The 24,189-nt window shown below is 44.2% G+C and carries 26 protein-coding genes, 1 tRNA gene and 1 pseudogene; 9 read left to right on the top strand and 19 right to left on the bottom strand.

Annotated features, from left to right (window positions below):
• From IT392_01440 to IT392_01430, 3 genes and pseudogenes are all read left to right on the top strand, one after another.
• On the top strand, positions 1 to 705 hold a 705-nt coding region (locus tag IT392_01440; protein ID MCC6543148.1), incomplete at its 5' end, for a hypothetical protein.
• Positions 680 to 2,646, top strand: a pseudogene (locus tag IT392_01435) (hypothetical protein). The gene IT392_01440 and the pseudogene IT392_01435, both read left to right, overlap by 26 nt.
• Before the next feature lie 140 nt (positions 2,647 to 2,786).
• On the top strand, positions 2,787 to 2,921 hold the full coding sequence (locus IT392_01430) for a hypothetical protein (GenBank protein MCC6543147.1): 135 nt from the start codon (positions 2,787 to 2,789) through the stop codon (positions 2,919 to 2,921).
• 162 nt (positions 2,922 to 3,083) lie between these two features.
• Here the strand turns inward: IT392_01430 and IT392_01425 are convergent, their stop codons facing one another.
• On the bottom strand, positions 3,084 to 3,653 hold the full coding sequence (locus IT392_01425) for a hypothetical protein (protein MCC6543146.1): 570 nt from the start codon (positions 3,651 to 3,653) through the stop codon (positions 3,084 to 3,086).
• Positions 3,654 to 3,655: 2 nt separating this feature from the next.
• Positions 3,656 to 3,817 carry a hypothetical protein gene (locus tag IT392_01420; protein ID MCC6543145.1) on the bottom strand — a complete coding sequence of 54 codons (162 nt, stop codon included), beginning with the start codon at positions 3,815 to 3,817 and terminating at the stop codon, positions 3,656 to 3,658.
• 218 nt (positions 3,818 to 4,035) lie between these two features.
• Between IT392_01420 and IT392_01415 the strand changes: the two genes are divergently transcribed.
• The 3 genes from IT392_01415 (at position 4,036) to IT392_01405 (ending at position 5,266) form a co-directional block, all read left to right on the top strand.
• On the top strand, positions 4,036 to 4,380 hold the full coding sequence (locus tag IT392_01415) for a helix-turn-helix transcriptional regulator (GenBank protein MCC6543144.1): 345 nt from the start codon (positions 4,036 to 4,038) through the stop codon (positions 4,378 to 4,380).
• Positions 4,381 to 4,577: 197 nt separating this feature from the next.
• The gene (locus tag IT392_01410) at positions 4,578 to 4,844 is read left to right on the top strand and encodes a ribbon-helix-helix domain-containing protein (protein MCC6543143.1); all 267 of its coding nucleotides are present in this window, start codon (positions 4,578 to 4,580) and stop codon (positions 4,842 to 4,844) included.
• The gene (locus IT392_01405) at positions 4,841 to 5,266 is read left to right on the top strand and encodes a PIN domain-containing protein (GenBank protein MCC6543142.1); all 426 of its coding nucleotides are present in this window, start codon (positions 4,841 to 4,843) and stop codon (positions 5,264 to 5,266) included. Before IT392_01410 ends, IT392_01405 begins: the two co-directional genes overlap by 4 nt.
• A 21-nt stretch (positions 5,267 to 5,287) precedes the next feature.
• Here IT392_01405 and IT392_01400 read toward each other — a convergent pair whose 3' ends face one another.
• The 6 genes from IT392_01400 to IT392_01375 all read right to left on the bottom strand — a co-directional run bounded on the left by IT392_01400 (position 5,288) and on the right by IT392_01375 (position 9,008).
• Positions 5,288 to 5,839 carry a hypothetical protein gene (locus tag IT392_01400; protein ID MCC6543141.1) on the bottom strand — a complete coding sequence of 184 codons (552 nt, stop codon included), beginning with the start codon at positions 5,837 to 5,839 and terminating at the stop codon, positions 5,288 to 5,290.
• 137 nt (positions 5,840 to 5,976) lie between these two features.
• The gene (locus tag IT392_01395) at positions 5,977 to 7,185 is read right to left on the bottom strand and encodes a class I SAM-dependent rRNA methyltransferase (protein ID MCC6543140.1); all 1,209 of its coding nucleotides are present in this window, start codon (positions 7,183 to 7,185) and stop codon (positions 5,977 to 5,979) included.
• A 411-nt stretch (positions 7,186 to 7,596) separates the two neighbouring features.
• The gene (locus IT392_01390; protein MCC6543139.1) at positions 7,597 to 7,839 is read right to left on the bottom strand and encodes a type II toxin-antitoxin system HicA family toxin; all 243 of its coding nucleotides are present in this window, start codon (positions 7,837 to 7,839) and stop codon (positions 7,597 to 7,599) included.
• A 2-nt stretch (positions 7,840 to 7,841) separates the two neighbouring features.
• The gene (locus IT392_01385; GenBank protein ID MCC6543138.1) at positions 7,842 to 8,060 is read right to left on the bottom strand and encodes a type II toxin-antitoxin system HicB family antitoxin; all 219 of its coding nucleotides are present in this window, start codon (positions 8,058 to 8,060) and stop codon (positions 7,842 to 7,844) included.
• 211 nt (positions 8,061 to 8,271) lie between these two features.
• Positions 8,272 to 8,649 (bottom strand): hypothetical protein, encoded by a 378-nt coding sequence (locus IT392_01380; GenBank protein ID MCC6543137.1) that lies wholly within the window; start codon positions 8,647 to 8,649, stop codon positions 8,272 to 8,274.
• Between the two features lie 284 nt (positions 8,650 to 8,933).
• Positions 8,934 to 9,008, bottom strand: a tRNA-Val gene (locus tag IT392_01375).
• A gap of 56 nt (positions 9,009 to 9,064) precedes the next feature.
• Between IT392_01375 and IT392_01370 the strand changes: the two genes are divergently transcribed.
• Positions 9,065 to 10,312: a DNA helicase UvrD gene (locus tag IT392_01370; protein ID MCC6543136.1), complete on the top strand. Its 1,248-nt coding sequence runs from the start codon at positions 9,065 to 9,067 to the stop codon at positions 10,310 to 10,312.
• Between the two features lie 119 nt (positions 10,313 to 10,431).
• Here IT392_01370 and glgB read toward each other — a convergent pair whose 3' ends face one another.
• The 11 genes from glgB to IT392_01315 all read right to left on the bottom strand — a co-directional run bounded on the left by glgB (position 10,432) and on the right by IT392_01315 (position 22,834).
• Positions 10,432 to 12,642, bottom strand: coding sequence for a 1,4-alpha-glucan branching protein GlgB (glgB, locus tag IT392_01365; GenBank protein MCC6543135.1), 2,211 nt, complete (start codon positions 12,640 to 12,642; stop codon positions 10,432 to 10,434).
• 32 nt (positions 12,643 to 12,674) lie between these two features.
• Positions 12,675 to 13,154, bottom strand: a complete 480-nt coding sequence (locus tag IT392_01360; GenBank protein ID MCC6543134.1) for an RDD family protein — start codon at positions 13,152 to 13,154, stop codon at positions 12,675 to 12,677.
• A gap of 147 nt (positions 13,155 to 13,301) precedes the next feature.
• On the bottom strand, positions 13,302 to 14,714 hold the full coding sequence (gene glnA / locus IT392_01355; protein ID MCC6543133.1) for a type I glutamate--ammonia ligase: 1,413 nt from the start codon (positions 14,712 to 14,714) through the stop codon (positions 13,302 to 13,304).
• A 76-nt stretch (positions 14,715 to 14,790) separates the two neighbouring features.
• On the bottom strand, positions 14,791 to 16,533 hold the full coding sequence (locus IT392_01350) for an NAD+ synthase (protein ID MCC6543132.1): 1,743 nt from the start codon (positions 16,531 to 16,533) through the stop codon (positions 14,791 to 14,793).
• A gap of 117 nt (positions 16,534 to 16,650) precedes the next feature.
• Positions 16,651 to 16,989 (bottom strand): P-II family nitrogen regulator, encoded by a 339-nt coding sequence (locus tag IT392_01345; protein MCC6543131.1) that lies wholly within the window; start codon positions 16,987 to 16,989, stop codon positions 16,651 to 16,653.
• 53 nt (positions 16,990 to 17,042) lie between these two features.
• The gene (locus tag IT392_01340) at positions 17,043 to 18,281 is read right to left on the bottom strand and encodes an ammonium transporter (protein MCC6543130.1); all 1,239 of its coding nucleotides are present in this window, start codon (positions 18,279 to 18,281) and stop codon (positions 17,043 to 17,045) included.
• A gap of 192 nt (positions 18,282 to 18,473) precedes the next feature.
• Complete coding sequence (locus tag IT392_01335; protein MCC6543129.1) at positions 18,474 to 18,812, bottom strand: P-II family nitrogen regulator; 339 nt, start codon at positions 18,810 to 18,812, stop codon at positions 18,474 to 18,476.
• Positions 18,813 to 18,845: 33 nt separating this feature from the next.
• Positions 18,846 to 20,345 carry an ammonium transporter gene (gene amt / locus IT392_01330; GenBank protein MCC6543128.1) on the bottom strand — a complete coding sequence of 500 codons (1,500 nt, stop codon included), beginning with the start codon at positions 20,343 to 20,345 and terminating at the stop codon, positions 18,846 to 18,848.
• Positions 20,346 to 20,368: 23 nt separating this feature from the next.
• Positions 20,369 to 21,133 carry a hypothetical protein gene (locus IT392_01325; GenBank protein ID MCC6543127.1) on the bottom strand — a complete coding sequence of 255 codons (765 nt, stop codon included), beginning with the start codon at positions 21,131 to 21,133 and terminating at the stop codon, positions 20,369 to 20,371.
• Complete coding sequence (locus tag IT392_01320) at positions 21,105 to 21,314, bottom strand: hypothetical protein (GenBank protein MCC6543126.1); 210 nt, start codon at positions 21,312 to 21,314, stop codon at positions 21,105 to 21,107. The genes IT392_01325 and IT392_01320 overlap by 29 nt, the downstream gene beginning before the upstream one ends.
• A gap of 314 nt (positions 21,315 to 21,628) precedes the next feature.
• Positions 21,629 to 22,834 carry an alginate export family protein gene (locus tag IT392_01315; protein MCC6543125.1) on the bottom strand — a complete coding sequence of 402 codons (1,206 nt, stop codon included), beginning with the start codon at positions 22,832 to 22,834 and terminating at the stop codon, positions 21,629 to 21,631.
• 336 nt (positions 22,835 to 23,170) lie between these two features.
• Here IT392_01315 and IT392_01310 point away from each other — a divergent pair, with 336 nt between their 5' ends.
• Together IT392_01310 and IT392_01305 are read left to right on the top strand one after the other, a co-directional pair.
• Positions 23,171 to 23,332, top strand: a complete 162-nt coding sequence (locus tag IT392_01310; GenBank protein ID MCC6543124.1) for a hypothetical protein — start codon at positions 23,171 to 23,173, stop codon at positions 23,330 to 23,332.
• 31 nt (positions 23,333 to 23,363) lie between these two features.
• On the top strand, positions 23,364 to 24,189 hold an 826-nt coding region (locus tag IT392_01305; GenBank protein MCC6543123.1), incomplete at its 3' end, for an aromatic amino acid lyase.

The following is a 24,189-nucleotide window of genomic DNA, read 5'->3' as shown; positions in this document are numbered from 1 at the left end:
GATACTGGAAGGCAAGAGGCGGAGGCGTATATAGAGAATGCTCGCCTCCAACTGGCAGACGCGGACCTCTCAATAGTATGCCAGAGTATACCCAAGGAGAAGCTATGGTCTTTAACACTGACTGGAGATATTCCGCCTCTTGAGGGGATCGTCAACGCTGTCGCTTGGCCTATAACGCTGACTCAAGATTTTGCGGTGAGTGTCTCAGCGAGAAATGCTTCAGGAATAGAGCTTGGTGAATTTTCAGCATCATCGATTACCGGCCTCATAGCCTTTGAACTCAAGACTCGACATCCTGATGTTTCCGCTCGGTTCGTTTTAAACCTTCCTGTTGCGGGGATACCGGATCAACGAAATTCTGCCATCCTGCAAACGGTCATCAGGAATCAGGATGGTTTCATTCGATATCTTTTGCTCTTGCTTGGCGACGACATGGCAGGCGGAGACCTCGCTCCCGGCAATGGCTCCGGGTTAGGCAAATGGTTGTCCCGGCTGGCCGACGGAGAAGAAATCCCGCTTCTTGAGGAGTTGACTCGAGCCTACAGCCGTTATCCCGATAGGCTGTGCGAGATTTCAGGACTGGTTCGTGAACTGTCGTCTATGGACAATCAGAGTGCAATTATTCCTGAAAAATTCTTGAATCTGTGGACAATATTTGAATCCGCTCTGGGAGGCCGTGATGCACAGCAATCGCTTTTCATCTGAGCCTGCCCTGACCGGGTTAAAGGATTTCCAAAGAAAGACAGTGGACTATGTGTTTAAAAGGCTCTATCTCGATGGAGCTAATTCAACTTTACGCTTTTTGGTTGCTGATGAGGTGGGTCTGGGGAAAACGCTTGTTGCCAGGGGAATCATTGCCAAGACTTTAGAGCACATCCAAGATAAAGTAAACCGGGTTGATGTGATTTACATCTGCTCTAATGCTGCAATCGCAATACAAAATGTCAATCGATTGAATGTCAGTGATTCTGATGGTTTTTCAATTGCGACACGTCTCACTTATCTCCCCAGGCAAGTACGATCCCTCAGGAAGAACAAAGTAAATTTCATTAGCCTAACTCCTGGAACCGCATTTGATCATGCACTCAGTCGTGGCGGCCATGCCGATGAACGGGCCATCCTCTACAGAATGTTATTCGATTTGCCAATGGCGATGAATGATCGCCGAAGAAGGTTACGTGTGGGCTTGCTCAATATGTTGCAGGCGACAGCTGGGAAAGATAACTGGCGGTCAAAAGCGAAGAATTTGCCTTCTGAGGACCTAGACTCGGACCTATCCAAAGCATTTCGGCAAGACGTCCTCAATGATGTGGAGCTCTACTCGAACCTAAAGGATTGCTGCGAGCGTTTTGCCAGGTACCGAGACTACAGCAGAATTTCTTCGGAAGACTCAGAGCTGCGTTACCGCCTTATAGGGAAGCTCAGGAGTATGTTGGCCTCCGTATGCCTGTCAGCTTTGGAACCTGACTTGGTCATACTGGATGAGTTTCAGAGATTTAAACATTTGCTGGATGGGGATGACGAAGCATCCATTTTGGCAACTGTTCTCTTTGAACACCCTGATGTCCGTGTCCTGCTCCTTTCTGCAACCCCTTATAAGATGTATACGCTTGACCAGGAGTCGGATGAGGATGATCACTATCCGGATTTTATTAGGACCCTCAATTTCCTGTTCAATGAATCAAACCGTGTCGATGAGGTTAAGAAACTAATTACCGAACATCGCACAACACTCCATGCCTGCGCTTCAGTTTCACAATACCACCCCGGGAATAAGGTAGATCTTGAAAACGCTCTGCTCAAAGTGATGTGCCGTACAGAGCGAGTTGGGACAACTCGGGATCACAACTCAATGTTGATTGAAGTAGAAAAATCAGCCCCGCTCCGGCCTTCCGACCTCGAACATGCGGCTATGGTGGATAAAGTTGCCATCTGCGTTAAGGCTGGTGAAACCATCGAATACTGGGAGATAGGCTTGCAATCGACGATTTCAACACTCGTTGCCGGTTTGCGCTCCGTTTTGGAGATATCCGGGATGACAACAATCAAGCCCTCGTTCGTGCAGAATCAGTGCGAGATGCTTTCAATTCGCCATTTCGACCTTTCATTTTAGCGTCAACATCAATTGGCCAGGAAGGTCTGGACTTCCATACCTGGTGCCATGCAGTAGTGCACTGGAATTTGCCGTCAAACCCGGTCGACCTTGAACAGCGTGAAGGCAGGGTTCACCGATACAAAGGGCACGCAGTCAGGAAAAATATTGCTGAGAGATACGGACTAAGGGCTCTTTCTGGGTTCATAGGAAAAGGTGACCCCTGGCAAGAGCTTTTTCAAATTGCGTCCAAAGGCAGGTCCAACGGGCATTGTGAGTTGATCCCTTATTGGATTTTTGAGGAAGGCTCTGCGCGGGTGGAGCGCCGAATCCCACTACTCCCATACAGCAAGGAAGTTGCGAAACTTAAACGCCTCAAGCAGGGCTTGGCTCTTTACCGGATGGTGTTCGGTCAACCACGACAAGAAGATCTGCTCTTCAGCCTCAGCCAGAACGGTAATCATGAATCTGCAAACCTGACAGATTGGCTGATTTCTATTGAACCGCCAACAACGCTTCAGGACAGCAAGGTGGATGATGGCTGTAATGAATGACATAGCAGATCAAATCCTGTTCGCCCAGGGCTCCCTCTGTCACCTCTCACAATATTTTGAATAAAAGATTTTCTTTACCAGATTAAATTAATCAGATCAGATTGAATAGAAGTGAATAAGAGTGATGTCCGGTTCGATAGATTGTAGATAATGATAATCTGCTTACTGATTCTGCAAGGAAGGCACTAAGTACCGCAGATATATCCATGCAGGAGCATGTCATCATCTCTGACGAAGGCTTCTACAGCTATAGAAAAGCGGGTATTTTGATGTAGAATAACTGAAAAATTAAGGAGGTGATTTGTATATGAAGGCTACTGCAAGGAGAATGAAGAACCTGCAGCTTGCTTCGGGGTTCTCATTCAATAATAATGAATAATGAAATAGGTCACTACCCTTGCCATGCCTTATCAGTGACAGCAGGATTAGGATGAGTTTTATCTGTTTCTTAATTTTTCTAACGCCATTTTCCGACTTTCTGTAAGCTCCTCTTCTTTTTGTCTCAGTTCTTCAGCCCATTGATAAGCCACATCTTTCTTCATTATCACTGATGAAACTGCTTTTGTGGAGGTTGATTCAGCACACACGACATTAACGTCTAATTTATTGGTAGTAAAGTCTGTATCTAAAAGACTGGGATAACAGCCGCATACGCTACCATTACCTACAATTGCAAGAGCAAATATAGGGCCAGTTGTAGCAATATCACAAGTGCATCCCGCACTTACAGCAATCATATTAATTGGACATGATACAGCTGCTACCCCGTCATATTCTGTGTTCTCATATTTCTTAAATGAAATATTCTTCAATACATCTGAAGTCGTTGTTTGAATATTGCCACTGTTTAGGTTGTTTATTGCATCTTCAACAGCTTCAAAGTTTTCATTCACCTCAGATGCCTTTGCTGGTGTTCCTGGTGAAAATTTATGTGGTATGGATAGCTGTTCTCCCCATACTGGTGTAACCATAAATAACATGCCTATTATTAAATATATGAGTTTCATTGTTATTCCCCCCAATTATTTTCATCCCACTTACCGCTATCCCAATGTAAAACATCTTTGCCTGTTGAGGTATTATTGCTATTATCAGCTTCGCCTCCACAGCCAAGGGGTATAAACATAATATATGTGATTATTACAATAATAAGGATTTTAATCGTATTCATGGCAACTTCTCCTTTGAATTCCCAAAGCTTTTACGAGATATTCATCTTTATCAGGGAATTAGCGATCAATTCCTTACATTGCTTACAATTGCCTCGCAGGTACATGAACGGCAATATTCATACGCGTCTAATATAAGACATATATGTGCTATGAGTCAAGCAATAAATTAACATATATATGGTTTATTGTAGCTCAAACACCACATATAATTCACATCATGAAAAAAGAACCATTAGACCTTAAAGTAACATTGGGTAATACAATACGTGGTCTACGCCGAATAAAAGGATTTACACAGGAGGAGTTAGGGGAAAAATCGGGGTTAAGTTATAAATATATTGGTGAGATTGAAAGAGGAAAGGTTAATATAAGCATTGACTCTCTCTTAAGAATTGCAGACGCCATGGCCGTGACGATCAATGACTTGTTACCATCTGGGACAGCTCCATCAGAGAAGTCCTATACAGACGATAAAGACCAGTTATCGAAGCTATCTAACCGTGATATTAAAAACATTAAAAACGCACTCAGACTTTTAAACAGGGTTTTTTTAAAGGATTAATTCTCAAGAGAGGTATGCACATACTTCCTGATTGAAGTTTAACTCCTGATCCTATGTCCATTCCGCCTCTATAAAAAATTGTCCCTGTGCAGGTGCATGCTGACAGAATTTTGTTCCTACTTTCTGAATAGCGGGAATGGAAAAGATTAAATTGACATACACATGTTTGTTATGTAATATGTGTGTAGGAGGTTGAAATGGCAAAAGTAAGATTTCAGATGTTTATAGAACCTCGCCAAAAAGAGGCATTGGAGAGAATTCAGGAAGATTCCAAGATACCTGTTGCTGAGATAATAAGAAAGGCAGTAGATCTTTTTCTGTCAGAATGGAAGCGAAAGAAGAAAATTCCGATAGAAGATGAAATGACAGAAAGACTTCTTTCTATAGCAGGTACATGTAAGGACGGGCCCAAAGACCTTGCTGATGAACATGATAAGTATTTATATGGAGTATCCAGAAAGTGAAAAAGGTCTTCTTTGATACATGGGGATGGGCAGCTATCGCCAATAAGAATGACACGCAACATGAAAAGACAGCATCCTTCTATAAAACTTTCCTGCTTAAGAAGGGAGTTCCTGTTACCACTGACTATGTCCTTGCCGAGACGATAACCCTTTTAAGGGCAAAAACAGATCCCGATGGGGTTGCTGTTTTTATAGATACAATTATAGAAGCAGTTAAAAATGGCATAGCTGTAATGGAAAGGATCAATGAAGAGAGGTGGGAGAAGGCATGGAAGATGAGTAAGAAATACAGCGATAAGCCATATATCTCATTCTTTGATTTTTCATCTTTTGTCGTTATGAAGGACCTGGGTGTTTCACAGGTTCTAACCGCTGATAAACATTTTGAAGATGTAGGGCTCGGGTTTAAGAAATTGTTTTAATCAGAGGCTGTTTTTCTTAGCCTACATATCATGGCAGGCCAGGCACAAAGCACTGCGGTCGTTTGATATGCGCAGGAAGATGGGGTTGTCATCACAGCTATGGGGGTCATGACAGCTTGCGCATTCCACCTTATTGTTGAATAATGGTACAGTCCCGGGTTTCGGGGTTGCAAGAAGTTTCAGGGTTGGGCTTACGTTTTTAGCGTCCATGTAACTTACAGAATACGGGTGGTCAACTCCCTTCATATGTCCTATAGCTATCCGGCCGGAAAGACGTCCTGCAATGCTCCCAAATGTGGTGTAAGCTGATGATGAGTCCGTAGTTGACCCATCATGACAACTAAGGCAATTTGTACTGTCTGTATTTATAGTAAAACCAGCCTCACCCTCGGTTTCTGCGTTGTGGCAATAGTAGCATGATGTGTACTCACCAGTAGAAAAATCATGTTTTGGACATATATCTGATGGCATAACACTGTTGGCAAGCTGAGGATACGATACAATTGAGACAAATAAGAGAATTATTAGAGGAACAAGGCTGAATAACAAGATGTTTCTGAACTTAATTCTCATGATTATTGTAAGTTTACATGAGATATACCGGCAAAGTCAAATTACAGTTTAAATAGGGACAGCGCCTATTTATTTGTAGGCACTATCAGAGTTAAATAAATAGGCGCTGTCCCTATTTAAACCCAGCGTTTTGTTATTCAAATTACTTCAAGGAAGGCACATTTTAGATACTCTGTCTCAGGGACAGATAACAGGATCGGGTGATCTGTGGACTGATAGCGGTACTCAATCAGCCGGGCTGTCCTGCCTGCGTCCTTTGCCGCATCCCGCAGTATCTCAAGGAAGAGTGTCCGGTCAATGTGGTGAGAGCAGGATGATGTGGCAAGTATGCCCCCTTTTTTTATCATCCTCATCGCCATCGAGTTTATCTCCCTGTAACCCTTCACAGCCTCCTTAATCTTTGCCTTACTTTTGACAAACGCGGGTGGATCAAGCACAATGAAATCATATGATTTTCCAGCCTCCACTTCTTCATGCAAAAAGTTGAACACGTCTTTCTTTACAAATCCGCAACTGGCCTCAAGGTTATTCAATTTCGCATTTTTCCCTGCTATAGACAGGGCTGATTCGGATTCATCAACAAATGTTATTTCAGCCCCTTTTTTTGCCAGATGTAAGCCCCAGGCGCCCGAGTAACAGAACAGGTCAAGTCCTTTTCCTCCACTTATATACCTGCTCAGGGCAATCCTGTTTTCCCTCTGGTCAAGGAAAAAGCCTGTTTTCTGACCTCTCATGGGATCTACCTCAATCGTGACATCTTCCTCCCTAATCACAGGCAGTGGGTCAAGTGATCCCTTCACTATCTTCTTTTCAAGCGTCAGCCCTTCAAGCAGCCTGCTGTGGCTGTCGTTTCTCAGCACTATCGTTGATGGGGAGAATATCTCATCGAGCAGATTCAGGATCATATCACCAATATTATTAATACCAAGAGTCAGAAACTGCAAGACTATGCAGTCAGCGTATTTATCAACTATCAACCCCGGCAGAAAATCCCCCTCGCTGAAGACAATCCTGCAGGAGTTACTGTCTGCACGAAGTCTCTTCCGGTAATCAATGGCGTTAATTAAACGTCTTCTGAAAAAGCCAGCATCAATATCCTCTCTATTTCTTGTCAGGAGCCTGATGGAAATAAGTGAATTGGGGTTGATATATCCTATTCCCATGAAATTATTCTGCCTGTCATACAGGCTGACGAGTGAACCAGGAATAAAATTCTTTGGACTACTCATCAGCTCATTGGAGAATATCCATAAATGGCCTCCGAGTATCCTGCTTGTCTTTTTTAAGATGACCTTTTCCATAAGGGCAATAATAATGATGTACCTTACATCCGCCTGCGGAATCACACTGTCAAGCTACCTCTTTCTAAATGACTGCCTCTGGCAATCTCCCATACGTTTTCGCAATGTCACGTTGCTCCTGAATACGCCACATTATCAATTACAATAATATATAATATTTATTAAGTCCAAATATTTTAAAGTAACAATATAAGAAAGGGACGTGGGAAAAAGAATGGCGCCATTCAAAAATGGCTCCTTATAATAGCAAATGCGAGCAATGGGAAAAATTTGTTTCGCTAACAACAAAACTTTAAGTATAAGATCAGCACGATAGATTTTAAAAATCTTTATGTTACGTAAACACCTACAAAACCACAAGAACCCAGATCCTGAAAATCAAATATTTCGGAGAGAAAGTGATTATCATAGTCAAGGCTAAATAAAGTGCTATTCTGTAAAGATATGTACACTTAATCAGGATTTATTATAAGCAGCAAGAAAATCATCTCTTGAAATACCTGCTTGTGTGCAAATTGTTCGAAGTGTTGAGGCTTTGATCTTTGAATGGTTTGGCATAGTGAGAGGGGTTTTAGTTCCGTCAGGATTTATCCGTTCCATTGAGATGTGCTCCCTTTCTCTGATTATTCGGAAACCCAAAGTCTCAAGTGTTTTTATTACTCTCTGTTTTGGAGCATCAACTGGAAATTTTTGCATTATGTCTATACACCAGCTTCTGCAACGAATACCTCAAGGATAGGTGGCTCAACCTCAAGGACGTCTTCACCAAAAGTTTCAATATGGAAACGGATTGCAGATTTCACATCAGATAGGGCTTCATCATATGTATCACCCTGGCCAACTATAATACCTTTAAGTCCTAACGGATAAGCCACATAACCATCAGGATGTTTTTCTACGATAATTTTGTATTGTCTCATAAGACTAACCTCCTCTAAGCTTCTTTTTCTACTTAATCTTGACGTAAATTATATTATAGCTTCTATCTTGAGTTTCCTGACTGAATGTTTCCATGAGATCTGATATAAGACCATCACCCCCGTTTATCTCAGACCATCAATTACCAATTGAAATGTACAATAATTTATCAATAGTTACAATCGTTGACTTCAGGAAGGAGTTGATGCTTTATTACTGCATAAGTTGCTGAAGTTTGTTCTTATCATCCGGAGTCGGTTTATGATTCAGGTTCAAAAGGATTTTGGCTATCTCACGTACGTTGGCGGGCACAGATGTGTCATCTATGATTTGGCTCAGTTTGGTCTTGTCATCCTGTCCAACTTTATGATTCATGTTCAGGATGGCGGTCGCCAGGACTCGCTCCTCTGCCGGGGTGCTGTTGTCGCTGATGATTTGCTGCAGACTCTTTCTATCTGCATCGCTTGGGGAATGATTCAGATGCATCAAAATGCCAGCCATTGTGTGCATTGGGGATTCTGCCATGACCGGATGATCAAATAGAAAGATCATTGAACAGAACAAAACTACAAAAAGTACCCTGTTTTTCATTTCACACCTCCTGAGAAAGCATCTCTATATATCTATATAATATATATTACTCCCTGGAATCTCACGTTGTCGACCTTTTTTTCACGGAATGATGTTGCCTTTTCCTAATGCATCCGCTCTGTTACGAAACTCTAGTCTATTATAACCTTGACACCACCTCATGTTTTCGTATAATAAACTTTCTCATGGTAAAAGCGGTTGATGTCCTTGATAGCACACTAAACGAAAAAAACAGCAGCACAATTTTGAGATGTAGCTGAGAGGTTGTATCTCTTTGATTTAATTGGTAGGCACGGGGGGGATTGAACCCCCGACCTCTTCCGTGTCAAGGAAGCGCTCTCCCACTGAGCTACGCGCCTGCTGATCTGAAGTCGGGTAATTCTATCATGTCTTAACAAAGGAGTGCAAGGGGAATATGCGTTATATAGCAGACCTGCATGTACACTCGCCGTATTCGCGGGCGACCAGTAAAGAGATGGAGCTTGAGAGCATCTGCAAATGGGCTCAGATAAAGGGACTTACTGTTGTCGGCACGGGGGATTTTACTCACCCGAAATGGTTCTTGAATCTTCAGGAGAAGCTGGAGGAGGCCGAGTCCGGTCTGTTCCGGCTTAAACATAAATATAGTTCGGGAATAGAAAATGAAGTCCCCCGGTCATGCCGCGCTGATGTCCGTTTTATCCTTTCGTCTGAGATAAGTTGTATATACAGTAAGAATGGCAAGACCCGCAAGGTGCATAATCTCCTCCTTGCCCCTTCATTTGAAGCAGTACAGCGGATTAACGATGCATTGTCAAAGATAGGTAATCTGAAGGCAGACGGGAGGCCTATACTCGGGCTTGACAGCAAGGTGCTGTTAAGGATCGCACTTGATGCCTCTCCTGACGTTATGTTAATCCCGGCACATGCATGGACACCGCATTTCTCTGTCTTTGGTTCAAACTCAGGGTTTGATACAATGGAGGAGTGTTTTGAAGATCTTACGCCGAATATATGTGCGATAGAAACGGGGCTGTCATCTGATCCGCAAATGAACCGTAGGTTGTCAGCTCTCGACGGGATCACACTAATATCAAATTCTGATGCACACTCACCAAAGAAGCTTGCACGGGAGGCAAACATCTTTGATACCAGCCTGTCATATAAAGGTATTCATGATGCCATTCGTGAAGGAGACCGTACGAAATTTATTGGCACATTAGAGTTTTTTCCTGAAGAGGGTAAATATCATTATGACGGCCACAGGTCTTGTCAACAGAGGATGACCCCTTCGGAGACCAGACAGAACAATGGGCGCTGTCCGAAATGTGGTGACAGGGTGACCGTAGGTGTCATGAGCCGTGTAGATACCCTTGCAGACAGGGTTGAAGATGATATTCATGCTGCTACTGTTCCATTCAGGAGGATTATCCCCCTGCACGAGATAATCTCTGAAGTCTGCGGGGTGGGTGTGAACAGTAAGACCGTTGAGAATTCTTATAATAAGTTAATCGAAGCGCTGGGAAGCGAGTTGTCCATCTTATCAGATGTTCCGATCGCTGTAATTTCGGACTCCGGCAGTCCTTCGCTGGCTGAGGCCATCAGGCGTGTACGAAGCGGAGAAGTGCATATTGAAGCGGGGTATGACGGAGAGTTCGGGACTGTCAGGATTTTTAAAAAATAATCCCCCTTAATCCCCCTTTTTCAAAGGGGGAAATCAGATACCCCCCTTTAGAAAAGGGGGGGAAAGCTTGTCCTGAGCTTGTCGAAGGAGGGGGATTTGAAAGGTTATTTTCAAGTTAATTACCTCTCCGGTTTCAGCACTACCATACCAAGGGGTGGTAATATCAGTTCCAACTGATGATGCTTACCCTGCCAGGAATGTGGTGTTGACCATACACCACCGGAGTTTCCAATATTGCTTCCGCCGTAAATCTCTGAATTACTATTAAGAATTTCTTTGTAGAACCCCGGCATTGGTACCCCTATTTTATAACCATCACGCTGCACAGGTGTAAAGTTGAATACACATATCAGGATATCATCCTGGTTCTTTCCCCTCCTTAAAAAGGAGATGATGCTGTTGTCTGAGTCATGGAAGTCAATCCATTCAAACCCCGTGTATTCAAAATCTATTTCATATAGGGAGGGTTCATTCCTGTATAGGTGATTAAGGTCTCTGACAAACCTCTGCATTTTACTGTGCATGTCATACTGAAGTAGATGCCAGTCAAGGCTTACATCACAATTCCACTCCCACCACTGACCGATCTCACCTCCCATGAAGAGGAGTTTCTTGCCAGGATGACTATACATGAACCCATAGAGCAACCGGAGGTTTGAGAACCTGTCATGGAAATATCCTGGCATTTTATCGAGGAGTGACTTCTTGCCATGAACCACCTCATCGTGAGAGAGGGGAAGGATGAAATTTTCATGGAAGGCATACAGAAGTGAAAAAGTCAGACTGCCCTGATGATACTTTCTATATATGGATTCCAGAGAAAAATACTCTAAGGTATCGTGCATCCATCCCATATTCCATTTGAAACCGAAACCAAGACCGCCCACATAATTCGGCTTTGAGACCATCGGCCAGGAGGTAGATTCTTCAGCTATCGTCATGATGCCGGGAAAGTATTTATAGGAAATCTCATTGAACTCTCTTATGAAGTCTATAGCTTCGAGATTCTCCCTTCCGCCGTACTTGTTTGGTAGCCAGTCACCCTCTTCACGAGAATAGTCTAAATAGAGCATGGAGGCGACAGCATCTACACGTACACCGTCTATATGATACTTATCAAACCAGAAGAGCGCATTTGATATCAGGAAATTCTTTACCTCATTACGACCATAGTTGAATACGAGGGTCCCCCATTCCTTGTGTTCACCTATCCTCGGATCAAGGTGCTCATACAGGGCCGTTCCATCAAACCATGCGAGACCATGTGAATCCTTGGGGAAATGACCAGGCACCCAGTCGAGTATCACACCTATACCATTCTGGTGTAAGTGGTCTACAAAGTACATCAGGTCTTCCGGTGTTCCGAAACGGCTTGTCGGTGCGAAATAGCCTGTTACCTGGTAGCCCCATGAGACATCAAGAGGGTGTTCTGCTACAGGGAGGAGTTCTATATGAGTGAACCCCATCTCCTTAACGTAATCAACCAGTTCATGGGCAAGTTCTCTGTATGTCAGGAATCTGTTTCCTTCGTCACTCTTTCTTCGCCATGATCCAAGGTGGACTTCATATATTGATACAGGAGACTGATGGAGGTTTTTATGCTGACGTGATGTCATCCATTCCGTGTCGTTCCAGCTATAACTGTCTATATCTTTTACTATGGAGGCGGTCATTGGTCTTACTTCAGAGAAGTGACCGTAAGGATCGCTCTTCAGAAGGATCAGGCTGTCCATTGTTTTTATTTCGTACTTGTATGTTTCACCCTCAGTCAGACCGGGTATGAACAGTTCCCAGACACCCGAGCCTCCCAGCACACGCATAGGATGCCTTCTTCCGTCCCATCTGTTGAAATTTCCTACTACACTTACACGTGCGGCATTAGGCGCCCAGACCACAAATTGCACCCCGCTGATATTATTATGTGTCAGGACATGCGCCCCCATCTTCCTGTATATGAAATAGTTCTTACCTTCGGCAAAAAGATGAAGGTCAAAACTGCTTATAATGGGGAGGAACGAGTAAGGGTCATTGAATTCCTGTATGTTGCCGGATGAATCAAGAATCCTGAGCCTGTAGGGAAACACATTGGTCCTGTCACCAACAATGACCTCGAATATGCCTTCAGGATGTCTCTTGTTCATTGGATATACAACATCATTGTATTCAGCATCTATAACAGAGACCTCTTTAGCTTCAGGCAGGAATGCCCTTACAGCTACAACAGATTTACCTTCGAACCACTGTGGATGCATACCGAGATATGAAAATGGATCATGATGTTCCGCATTTAGAATTAGTTCCATATCTTTATTCAGATGTGATAATTCCATACCTGCCTCCTGACTTATAGGAGTCGTTCAACCTATTCGACCCTGATTACGCATGTCCCTGCAATAAAATCATGGAAACCTCGTTTATTCCTGTCAAATGCTATCATAACAAATCCAAGTCCAAGAAGGAAGAAGGAAACAAAATATCCCATGTATCGTAATAATGCCCGGCCATAACCAACATTTTCACCTGTCATGGTTATTACGCGCAGTCCCATAAGTTTCTTGCCTGGAGTCTGTCCTTCCCATCCCGTAAAAAAAGTATAATAAAATGGACCTAACAGGGTTCCTATGCAGAAACCAAATATTGTAGAGAGGTACTCAACATTCTCAGCGGACACATCAGATGTTAAACCGCCCAGTCCTGTTGCCAGGCCAGCGACGAAGGCAAAGAACGCAGTTGCAAAAAAGATAATTATATTATCAACAATGAATGCCAAAAGTCGCACCCAGAAACCACCTTTTTCGCTGGCGGCTGGATTAACTCTATTGAATGAATCAGCATGTGTCATGCACACAGGACACGACTCAAATTCATATTCTGTTGTGTATCCGCATCTGGGGCATCTCATACGTGAAGGATATTCTATCATTACAATCTGAAAATAAAAAGGAGACGGTTAGGTCCGTCTCCTTTTTTGTTGTGTTAATTTGCTCTCTTAAATATCAAAATACAGATTGAACTCGTAAGGATGCGGTCTGAGCCTCATTGCATCAATTTCCTTTGCCTTCTTATAGGTAATCCATGTATCTATGACATCTTCCGTAAATACACCACCTTTTAACAGGAACTCCTTGTCATTTTCCAGGTGTCCCAGCGCCTCATCCAAAGAGCCTGGCAGCGATGGGATGTCTGTCAATTCCTCAGGCTTCATGTCATAAATGTCCTTGTCAAGCGGGGCTCCCGGTTCTATCTTGTTTTCGATGCCGTCAAGTCCTGCCATGAGCATGGCAGAAAATGCCAGATATGGATTGCATGAAGCATCAGGGAATCTCACTTCCACCCTCTTGGCCTTTGGACTTGCTGAATACATCGGGATCCTGATAGATGCACTCCTGTTTCTGCTTGAGTATGCAAGGTTTACAGGCGCCTCGAAACCGGGCACTAAGCGTCTGTAAGAGTTGGTTGTTGGTGATGTCAGCGCTGCAAGTGCTTGTGCATGTTTAAGGATACCGCCTATGTAGTAAAGGGCCAACTGACTTAACCCTGAATATTCATTTCCTGAGAATAATGGCTTGCCGCCCTTCCAGAGGCTTTGATGGCAATGCATGCCGGACCCGTTGTCGCCGAATACAGGCTTTGGCATAAAGGTCGCAGTTTTATTATGTCTCCTTGCCACCATCTTAACTATATATTTATACTGAAGGAGCTTGTCTGCAACCCTTGTCAGGGTGTCAAATTTCATGTCAATCTCATTCTGACCGGCAGTTGCCACTTCATGATGCTGGGCCTCAATGTCTATACCGCACTTCTGCATCTCGACAACCATCTCTGTTCTAAGGTCCTGCATGGTATCCATAGGGGGCACGGGGAAATAGCCTTCCTTATAACGCGGTTTATATCCGAGGTTAGGGTGTTCCTCTCTTCCAGTGTTCCACTGACCTTCTATAGAATCTACGTAATAGAAGCCGCAATGTTCGTTTTGAGCATATCTGATATCATCAAATACAAAGAATTCTGCCTCTGGCCCGAAATAGCTGGTATCGGCAATCTTTGTTGATTTTAGATACTGCTCTGCCTTCTGGGCTATATATCGCGGGTCCCTGCTGTAGTGTTCTCTTGTCAGGGGGTCTACTATATTGCAGATCATGCTTAGTGTAGGGTGCTGTGTAAATGGATCCATAATGGCTGTAGAGGGGTCCGGGATCATAAGCATGTCGCTGTTGTTTATTGCCTGCCAGCCCCGGATGCTTGAGCCGTCAAATCCAAAGCCATCTTCAAATGATGATACTTCAAGTGCAGATATAGGAACAGAAACATGCTGCCATAGACCCGGGAAATCCATAAACCTCAGGTCTACCATTACTGTCTTGTTCTTCTTTGCAAACTCCAATACTTCGCGTGGTGTCATTTTACTGCTCCTCCTTTTTCTAAATGGGTTATTATATTTATGGTCATATAGACCTGTGTTGCATCAATACCTGACATTATGCTTTGTACCTGTTTGTAATTGGTACCCTCCAATCCTTTCCAAATGCCCTTGCTGTTATCTTGATACCTGGAGGGGCCTGCCTCCTCTTATATTCACTCCTGTCAACCATTGCAATTACCCTTGCAACTGTATCCTTTTTGAATCCGGACTCAACTATTTCCCAAAATGACCTGTCTTCTTCTACATAAGAATGAAGTATAGGGTCCAGGATATCGTACGGCGGCAGTGTATCCGAGTCCTTCTGTCCCGGCCTCAGCTCAGCGGTCGGTTCTTTTGTGAGTATCCTCTCAGGTATGGGAGGAACTCTATTCCCCTCTATGTGATTCCTGTAGCGGGCAAGTTCGTATACAAGGGTCTTGGGAACATCCTTAATAACGGCAAAGCCTCCGGCCATGTCTCCGTAAAGAGTAGCATATCCGACACTCATCTCGCTCTTGTTCCCGGTAGTTAGTACCAGCCAGCCAAACTTGTTCGACAATGCCATAATGATGTTTCCTCGAATCCTTGCCTGGAGATTTTCCTCTGTAACATCAGGTTTGAAGCCTGCAAAAGGTTCAGAAAGTATGTTCAGGTATGATTTGAAGATATCGTTGACAGGTATAGTAATCAATTTGATTTCGAGATTCTTTACAAGTGCATTTACGTCCTCTCCACTCTCAGGCATTGTATATTGTGATGGCATGAATACCCCTGTCACATTATCCCTGCCAAGGGCATCTACGGCTATAGCTGCCACAAGGGCTGAATCTATCCCGCCGCTTAGCCCAATAACAACCTCCTTAAACCCGTTTTTTTTCACATAGTCCCTTGTCCCGAGGAGCAGGGCATTGTATACCTCTGCGACAGAGTCAAGAGGTTTAACGGGTTTCTGGCTTAGTGCGGGTTTCCTTTTTCTGCTCTTCGTATCAGATATTCTAATGGCTGAGATTTGCGAAACAGTCTGATTGGAGAACCTCTGTGCCCTTCTTCTCGGATCATGCAGTCTTGCAAGCTCAACTGATCTTACGTCAATGTCCTTCACGATAAGATCTTCCTCAAACTGCTTTCCGTATGCGATAAGTTCACCGGATGGATTGAAAATCATGCTGTGACCGTCAAAAACCAGTTCATCCTGGCCGCCGACCATATTAGTGTAAGCGATGAATACCGTATTATCAGATGCGCGGGTTGATATCATACGCTTCCTGAACTGTCCCTTACCCCTGTGATAGGGTGATGAATTAATGTTTAGAATTAACTGAGCCCCCGCAAGGGCCTGGTCCATACATGGCCCGTCTGGATACCAGATATCCTCGCACACGTTTATTCCTACAATGACGTCCGCTACTATAAAAAGTGGACACTCGCTGCCGCTTTTAAAGTATCTCTTTTCATCGAATACGCCATAATTTGGCAGATAATTTTTGTGATATATCCCTGCGATTATTCCTTTGCTTATAATAGCCGCAGAATTATACAGGTCATCGCTTCTGTCAATGAAACCGGTAACTATCGCAATGTCAAGAGATGACGTTTTGTTTGCTATTAGTTTCAGTGAGTCAATGTTGTCATCTACAAAACCAGGTTTGAGCAGGAGGTCTTCCGGAGGATAGCCGGTAATTGCAAGCTCAGGGAATGTAATGATGTCCACACCCAGTTTATCTGCATCTTTTACAAATTTGATGATCTTTCTGGTGTTGCCATCAAGATCCCCGACACACGCATTTATCTGGGCTAACCCGATACGGATTGTGTTCATTATTATTTAATCTTATGTCATCCCGAACCTTGTGCTGAACCTGTTTAGGTCTTGTTTCGGAATCCCCTGACGCAATTACGCAACAGCTTGTCAGGATTTAGAATTAGTATTTATAAATTATATCGCGTCTTCCCCGCGCTCTCCTGTCCTTATCCTCACCACATCATCTACATTTGTAACGAATATCTTGCCGTCGCCTATTCTTCCTGTACGAGCAGTATTTACAATCGTCTGAATCACTTTTTCCAGCATATCGTCTGTGACTACCACTTCAAGCTTTATCTTTGGCAGAAAATCAACAACATATTCCGCCCCCCTGTAAAGTTCGGTGTGCCCCTTTTGACGTCCGAATCCCTTTACCTCTGTAACAGTATTTCCCTTAATTCCTATCTGGCTAAGGGCGTCCTTTACTTCATCAAGTTTGAATGGTTTTATTATGGCCTCTATTTTTTTCATAATTGCCTCCGTTCCGCTCAAGAGTAACAAATGGATGTTAAAATGTAAAGTCCTTAAAATGTATAACCTGTCTCATTATGCTGGCTCAAATCAAGCCCCATGATCTCATCCTCTTCCTGAACACGGATACCTATTATAAGGTCAATGACCTTAAGGATAATAAGCGTTGCAACGAATGAGAATATTGCGCTAACCGCTGCAGCTGCCACTTGAGTGCCGAACTGGCCAATGTTCCCAAAGAAAAGACCGTCTGCACCAGCTGGATTGATTACAGTTGAGGCAAAAAGTCCTGTTGCCAGTGCACCCAATGCGCCGCCGACACCATGGACGCCAAATGCATCGAGCGAGTCATCATATCCCAGTTTATTTTTCAAAATAACAACTGCGAAAAAGCAGACGATACCTGCCATGATACCAATCAGTATTGCGGAGATGGGACTGACAAACCCGGCAGCTGGCGTGATTGTAACAAGACCTGCAACGGCACCGGTTGCTGCCCCAAGGATCGTTGGTTTCCCATGATGAAACCATTCAATGAATGTCCATGTTGCCAAAGCAGCAGCCGCCGCTATATGTGTTACGACAAATGCACTGGTTGCAAGTCCGCCTGAAGACAGGGCACTGCCGGCATTGAATCCGAACCAACCAAACCAGAGCAGGGCTGCTCCAATGACTACAAGTGTCATATTATGCGGCGGCATAGGGTCTCTCCTGTAACCGATTCTTTTTCCAATTATAATTGCAGCGGCCAGGGCTGATATTCCTGAACTGATGTGGACGACTGTGCCTCCTGCAAAATCAAGTGCCCCCATATTTCTTATCCATCCGCCAGTGCCCCACACCCAGTGAGCGAGCGGGTCATATACAATCGTAGACCAGAGCAGGCTGAATATGACAAATGCTGAAAACTTCATTCGCTCGGCAAATGCTCCTGCTATCAGACAGGGCGTGATTATGGCAAACATACACTGATAGATCATGAATGCCTGGTGAGGAATAGTTGCCGCATAGTCAGGGTTTGGCGCAAGCCCGACACCGCTGAGGCCGAACCATTCAAGTCCTCCGATCAATCCCATCCTGTCCGGGCCAAAGGAGAGGGAATAGCCAACGAAGACCCACTGAATGGTAATGAGCCCAACGAGAATAAAACTCTGCATTATCGTCCCGAGCACATTCTTTCTTCGTACCAGGCCGCTATAGAACATGGCAAGGCCGGGTATCGTCATGAGCATAACCAGCGCTGCGGAAATAAGGATAAATGCCGTATCTCCCGAATTAATTTGGCTTTCCATCTTATTATCCCTCCAGTAAGATTTTCATGTGGGAGGTGTATTACACATTATATGCCATGTCAGTCTGGTGTGTGTAACTACCTGATTAATAAGATAGATAAAGTAGTCGTGATGCAAAGTTATAGCTGTGAGTTGTTACAAAATTGTAAAATAGGCAGACATCGCTACATTTTTGTAATGTCTGCCTGTTAGTTATATTGCGTCTTCCCCACGCTCCCCTGTCCTTATCCTTATTGTCTCCTCAATGTCAGTTATAAATATCTTCCCGTCTCCGAGCTTGCCTGTCTTTGATGAGTCCATTATGGCTGAGATGACCTTTTCTACGGCCTCATCTCCAACAATGATCTCTATCTTTGTCTTTGGCAGAAAGTCTACAACATATTCGGCACCGCGATAGAGTTCCGTGTGGCCTTTCTGACGGCCGAACCCCTTTACTTCATTGACGGTCATTCCCTGTATCCCAACCTTGTTCAGTGCATTCTTAATCTCATCAAGTTTAAATGGCCTTATAATAGCCTCAATCTTTTTCATAAGTTGTCCTCCGTATATTTCCTCCCCCCTCAATTACCTCCCCCCGGCCATCTCTCCCATCTTTCTCATAGAAGGCGAGCTCACAAAATCAGGATATGCCTGGATTCCATGTTCACCCATATCAAGTCCTTCAAATTCTTCTTCTTCACTGACACGTAATCCAATTACGGCTTTAATGACAGCCCAGCATATTACGCTTAATACGACCACATAAACGCCAACAGCAGCAACTCCCTTTATCTGTGAAAACAACTGTGCTGTACCGCCGCCATAGAATAATCCTTTAACGCCGCCAATATCAGCTGCGAAGAGTCCTACAGCCAGAGTGCCCCAGATGCCATTGACCAGATGTACGGAAAGGGCGCCCACAGGGTCATCCACCCTTACCTTGTCAAAGAATATGACTGCGTAAACTACGAGAATGCCGGCTATTAAGCCTATAATTATTGATCCACCCGGTGTTGTCCAGTTGCATGGAGCCGTTATTGCAACAAGTCCGGCGAGTATACCATTTAACACCATACTCAAATCAGGCTTTCCCAGTGCAATATATGAGACAAATGTTGATGCAACACCACCGACAGCACCGGCCAGGCAGGTATTGATAGCGACCCTTGCTATGGCGTCCGGGTCAGCGGCCATTGTACTGCCCGGGTTGAATCCAAACCAGCCAAACCATAGTACAAACATACCGAGTGTAGCCATACCCATATCATGTCCCGGAATGGCATTAACCTTGCCATCTTTGGAATATTTCCCAATCCTGGGTCCGAGAAATATTGCACCTATTAATGCAGCCCATCCTCCTATGCTGTGGACTACTGTAGAGCCGGCAAAATCAAGGAAAGGTGTCTCCATAGTTGCCAGCCAGCCGCCGCCCCATATCCAGTGACCTGCGACAGGATATATTAAAATAGCCATGAAAGCAGAAAAGACAAAAAACGAGAAATATTTAATCCTTTCAGCTACTGCCCCTGATACTATTGTTGCTGCTGTCGCTGCAAAAACTAACTGAAACATGAATTTTGCATAGAGTGGTACCCCTGTCCAGCCCAGAGAGGCAAATATACCTCTATAGGCATCTCCAGTGGCAGGACTGTTGTCTGCCCCTGAGAGGTACCATCCCACTGTGCCGAAGAATGAATTGCCATTGCCGAACATTACCGCAAACCCGATGAACCAGAAGACGACTGCGGTGACGCAGAAGACTATGACATTCTTTGAGAGGATGTTTACAGCGTTCTTGGCGCGGCAAAGTCCCGTTTCAACCATTGCAAACCCAAGGTTCATGAAGAATACAAGAAACGCAGCGATCATAACCCACAATGTGTCCGCTGCAAATTTTGCGTCCCATTCCGGCGCCGACGGAGCTATTTCCGCAGTTGCAGCTGCGGCCCCCTCTACATGAACAACTACGGTCTCCCCGCCTGTTGCTGTTCCCGCAGGTACAACGGCCTCCTCTGAGAAGACAAGGGTGGAGGAGAGCATGATTGTTGTGAGTGCTACCAGTATGAGTTTAAAAAATCTTTCCATTGTGAATCCCTCCTTAGTCAGTTCTATTTATTAAATACATCAAAATCTATATCTACCTGAACGGTAAATGAATCAGCAGCCAGCTCATCTTTGATCTGATCCACATAACCGAATATTACGCTTGTATTAGGCGCAAATTTCCATGCAAAACCATAGCTCAGGGCGCCGAAGCTGTTATCTCCTCCCATGTAGTCTACGGAGACCCACAGGTTTTCTGATAACTCGCTTATCGTCCTTTCCCAGCACAGGAGAACGCCGCTCTCAGATGATTTGCCGTTTTCATCCACAAGAAGTTTGTCATTTCCTGTGTAGTACCCGGCGGAAAACCTTCCGGCCGGTCCTATTGTCTTAGCAACCTTTCCATAATAGATATTGAAGTCAGTGACATCTGACTTTGTTCCTATTGAATAACCTCCCACTGCGATAGCAGGGAAAAATTTTCCATAGGCATTTTCAGGTATACCTAACTTTGCATTGAAATAGAGTGGGTACTGACCTTCAATGTGGTCAAAACCGACCTCAAGCCCTACTTTCTCAAATGGAAGAACGCCGACGGTTAAACCGAGGTTTGTTATAGTTCCACCACGGTCGTTAATTCCGTCACCATTTACATCAGTTACTTTCTTTACAGGTAGATAAATATCACTCGTTATATGGGCTACCCCATAAGCCTGAATATCCGTTGACGGCGACCATACATGAGTAGATGGAGTAGCATATGCGCTAGCAGCACCTATAACACCTGTTAAGAACATCGCGCTAATAATCCTTGTCAGACTCTTCCTCATTTTCTAATCCTCCTTTGTTGGTTCTTACTTCTATCCCATACTTCCTGATCTTGTAACCCAATATCCTCTGAGTTGTGCCAAGCATCTTTGCGGCCTTTGCCTGCACCCATCCTGAAGACTCAAGTGCATCTATTATGAGCCGTCTTTCAACATCAGCAATGGTAGTCTTTAACTGAGTCATGATACATATACATTACAATCTGTGTGCCATTCTGGAATAATGAAGGTAACTAATTGATAATTAAGGAATTAATATGTTGTGGAGGAGGATTTTGGGATGTTTGATGCTACAAATTTGTGTTGTTGGTGATTTTAAAATTACAAAATTGTTTGTAGTCTTCACGCTTAAAAATACACTCCCTATCGGGGAGGAATAGGGCTGTCCTGAGGGTTGCGATTGAATGATGATTGGTATAAAAAAAGGCCAGCAGATTTTTTCTGCTGGCCTTTTCAAGTCACGCTTATATATCAGAGGCGTGACCTCCATAGACTGTCTTACATGAACTTTACATTAAGCATCAAGTAACCGAATGTAGCGCTCTTGTTTGCCGGGATCGCACCATAACCAGCATAAGATGCCACAGCGAAATCACCGGCATCCCTCAAAGCATAGGCAGCTTCAAGATTTACGTTATTGCTCAATGTATAATTTGCCTTTCCATTGATTTCTGAGCCGTTATCATCATTTCCGGCTACTTTCTCGGCAAGTGAGTACTTCCAGTATTCAATCGCCAGTGAGAGGTTATCTAACGGCTTTATGCTGACAGTGCCGTTAATAGCGAACATGTTTGTCCAGTTCACATCATCCGTAAAGCCATAGAGATAGTGATTGGTCGGGTAGAGGTTGTCAAACTTTTCAACATCTGATGTACTGGTGTCTTCTCCAGTTGCACCGTCTACCTCAGCTCCAATCCTCAGGTTCATAGCTGCAGGAATTGTGTATCCGACCCGTGCAGCATAGGCATTGGCGCTCATTGAATCTGTTGCATTGGCATCGCCAAACTGAGCAGCAAATTCTGCAGCATAATCCAATCCGATGTTTTTAATGTCCCCTTTGACCCTTGCTCCAGCGGTAAAGAAGTTTGTCTCAGTTGTGCCAATGATCTTCTGCAGTATATAAACGTCTATGGCATTATCTGGAACCATCTTGAGCATCGCATAGATGCCGTTAAAATTGCTGTCATTACCCCAGTCCTGGCCAGCTTCACTTAACTTAGCGGTCCAGAAGTCAACATCTGCAGCATCGCCAATTTTGACGCTACCCTTAATAGCGTCGAACCGTCTCGCGTTGTTGCTCCACTCGAGGGAACCTATCAGCCTGTGTTCCCCATAAGCCATAGACTGACGGCCGATCCTTAAAGACACAGGAGAATTGCCGAGATTTAAAAGATCAACATAAGCCTGAGACACATCTAATGCCTCATTTTCAGTTCCAGTTGAAACGGTGCTGGTTTCAGCTCCCCATGTCCTGCTGTCCTGTATCTGGACCATAACCTTGGCGTTATCATTTGCAGAGGCCTCAGCATTAAGGCGTGTCCTCTGTTCAAAGAAACCGCCATCCATATTGGCATCAGAATTGTCAACCATGATGCCCCTGACTCTCAATTCCCCGCCTGATAACTTTACTTCTGCATAGCTGGTTCCAACCATTCCTGCTACTAATGAAGCTGTTAGTAAAGAAAATATCCATCTGCGTTTCATCGTTACCCTCCACACTTGTTAATAAAAAGATTGAATCTAACTTTAATTTTAGACTACATAAAGCATTAACGTTAGAACTAATATTGGTTTCAAACCACCCCCTTTCAGCATATTTCAATTCTCTACGCTAATTTTTGCGAGAAACTCGACTAAATAACTTAGAAGCAGAACATAGATGTGTAATATTTGTAGCAATGTATTTGTAACAATAATCTATAAGATAGTCAAGAGAAAAAAATCTATTGTTAATCCGCCGACACGCGGCCTCTTTACTTATTTAATTTCAACCTTGAAATAAAACAGCTATTGTCTTATCATTGCCATCACAAGGATCTGGTGTTGACTGGGGTAGCAGGTGTCCATTTCAGAATGACAGATGTGCCGCTTAAAGAGTACTTCGGCAGCCTGCCAGGGATATCCATGTTGAAAAAAATATCTTCGGAGGTATGTCCCGGATTCAGGAGGTGTCGCAGTGGCGGCAGCCTGCCCCATTACTGAAAAATGCAACTATTGAATACAAAAGGTGAATATGACTGAGAAAAAAAGAAAAGATATGATTTTGCTTGATGGACATTCACTTAAATTACAGGATGTCTGGCAAGCGGTTATTCATGGGCATGAATGTGTTATCGCCCGGGAAGCTGCCGGGTTGATGAAACAGAGTCGCGATTTTGTGGAACGTCTGGCAAGTGAACCGAGGGCGATTTACGGTATTAATACAGGTTTTGGTTCTTTAAGTGCTACTCGGGTTTCTGAAGATAAACTGGAAGAGCACCAGCTTAATCTGCTTCATCATCTATCCGTCGGTCAGGGGGAGCTTTTTACGTCTTTTGAGACAAGGGCAATCATGATGGCCAGGGCAAATGCCCTGATTCGTGGATATTCCGGAATCAGGGTTGAAGTTGTTGAACTGCTGTTATATGTCCTTAATAAGAATGTATTACCGGAGATTCCCAGCGAAGGATCAGTTGGCGCCAGTGGCGATCTGGTACCATTGGCTCACATGAGCCGCCTTTTAGTTGGGTTAGGGTACGCCAGGGTTGACGGCAGGCGTCTTCCGGCAGAGACCGCACTTAAAGAAAACGGTATGTCTCCAGTTATCCTGAAGTGTAAGGAAGGCCTCGCCCTTGTAAACGGGACATCTGTTATGACCGGACTTATGGCCCTGGCAACTGTGGAGTCAGCTCTTATTCTAAGCTGGATGGAATTCCTTACAGCATGTCTTTTCCAGGTACTCGATGGTGAACCTGAAGTTTTGTGTGAACAGATCCACCGGGCCCGTGGACACAGGGGGCAGCTTGCAGTTGCAGGCATGATCACGGAATATCTGCGGACTCATCCGGATTACTTGAAAG

The organism is Nitrospirota bacterium (assembly GCA_020846775.1).
GTDB lineage: Bacteria > Nitrospirota > 9FT-COMBO-42-15 > HDB-SIOI813 > HDB-SIOI813 > RBG-16-43-11.
This window is presented reverse-complemented; position numbering and strand designations above follow the sequence as displayed.

Excerpts from the sequence above, each read along its gene's own strand:
- IT392_01335 (MCC6543129.1), bottom strand. The coding sequence starts at position 18,812 with ATGAAAAAGATTGAGGCTATTATAAGGCCATTTAAACTTGATGAGATT.
- IT392_01350 (MCC6543132.1), bottom strand. The coding sequence starts at position 16,533 with ATGAACACAATCCGTATCGGGTTAGCCCAGATAAATGCGTGTGTCGGG.
- IT392_01345 (MCC6543131.1), bottom strand. The coding sequence starts at position 16,989 with ATGAAAAAAATAGAGGCCATAATAAAACCATTCAAACTTGATGAAGTA.
- IT392_01400 (MCC6543141.1), bottom strand. The coding sequence starts at position 5,839 with ATGAGAATTAAGTTCAGAAACATCTTGTTATTCAGCCTTGTTCCTCTA.
- IT392_01420 (MCC6543145.1), bottom strand. The coding sequence starts at position 3,817 with ATGAATACGATTAAAATCCTTATTATTGTAATAATCACATATATTATG.
- IT392_01325 (MCC6543127.1), bottom strand. The coding sequence starts at position 21,133 with ATGAGGAAGAGTCTGACAAGGATTATTAGCGCGATGTTCTTAACAGGT.
- IT392_01320 (MCC6543126.1), bottom strand. The coding sequence starts at position 21,314 with ATGACTCAGTTAAAGACTACCATTGCTGATGTTGAAAGACGGCTCATA.
- glgB (MCC6543135.1), bottom strand. The coding sequence starts at position 12,642 with ATGGAATTATCACATCTGAATAAAGATATGGAACTAATTCTAAATGCG.
- amt (MCC6543128.1), bottom strand. The coding sequence starts at position 20,345 with ATGGAAAGATTTTTTAAACTCATACTGGTAGCACTCACAACAATCATG.
- IT392_01415 (MCC6543144.1), top strand. The coding sequence starts at position 4,036 with ATGAAAAAAGAACCATTAGACCTTAAAGTAACATTGGGTAATACAATA.
- IT392_01385 (MCC6543138.1), bottom strand. The coding sequence starts at position 8,060 with ATGAGACAATACAAAATTATCGTAGAAAAACATCCTGATGGTTATGTG.
- IT392_01370 (MCC6543136.1), top strand. The coding sequence starts at position 9,065 with ATGCGTTATATAGCAGACCTGCATGTACACTCGCCGTATTCGCGGGCG.
- IT392_01380 (MCC6543137.1), bottom strand. The coding sequence starts at position 8,649 with ATGAAAAACAGGGTACTTTTTGTAGTTTTGTTCTGTTCAATGATCTTT.
- IT392_01315 (MCC6543125.1), bottom strand. The coding sequence starts at position 22,834 with ATGAAACGCAGATGGATATTTTCTTTACTAACAGCTTCATTAGTAGCA.
- IT392_01410 (MCC6543143.1), top strand. The coding sequence starts at position 4,578 with ATGGCAAAAGTAAGATTTCAGATGTTTATAGAACCTCGCCAAAAAGAG.
- IT392_01340 (MCC6543130.1), bottom strand. The coding sequence starts at position 18,281 with ATGGAAAGCCAAATTAATTCGGGAGATACGGCATTTATCCTTATTTCC.
- glnA (MCC6543133.1), bottom strand. The coding sequence starts at position 14,714 with ATGACACCACGCGAAGTATTGGAGTTTGCAAAGAAGAACAAGACAGTA.
- IT392_01425 (MCC6543146.1), bottom strand. The coding sequence starts at position 3,653 with ATGAAACTCATATATTTAATAATAGGCATGTTATTTATGGTTACACCA.
- IT392_01360 (MCC6543134.1), bottom strand. The coding sequence starts at position 13,154 with ATGACACATGCTGATTCATTCAATAGAGTTAATCCAGCCGCCAGCGAA.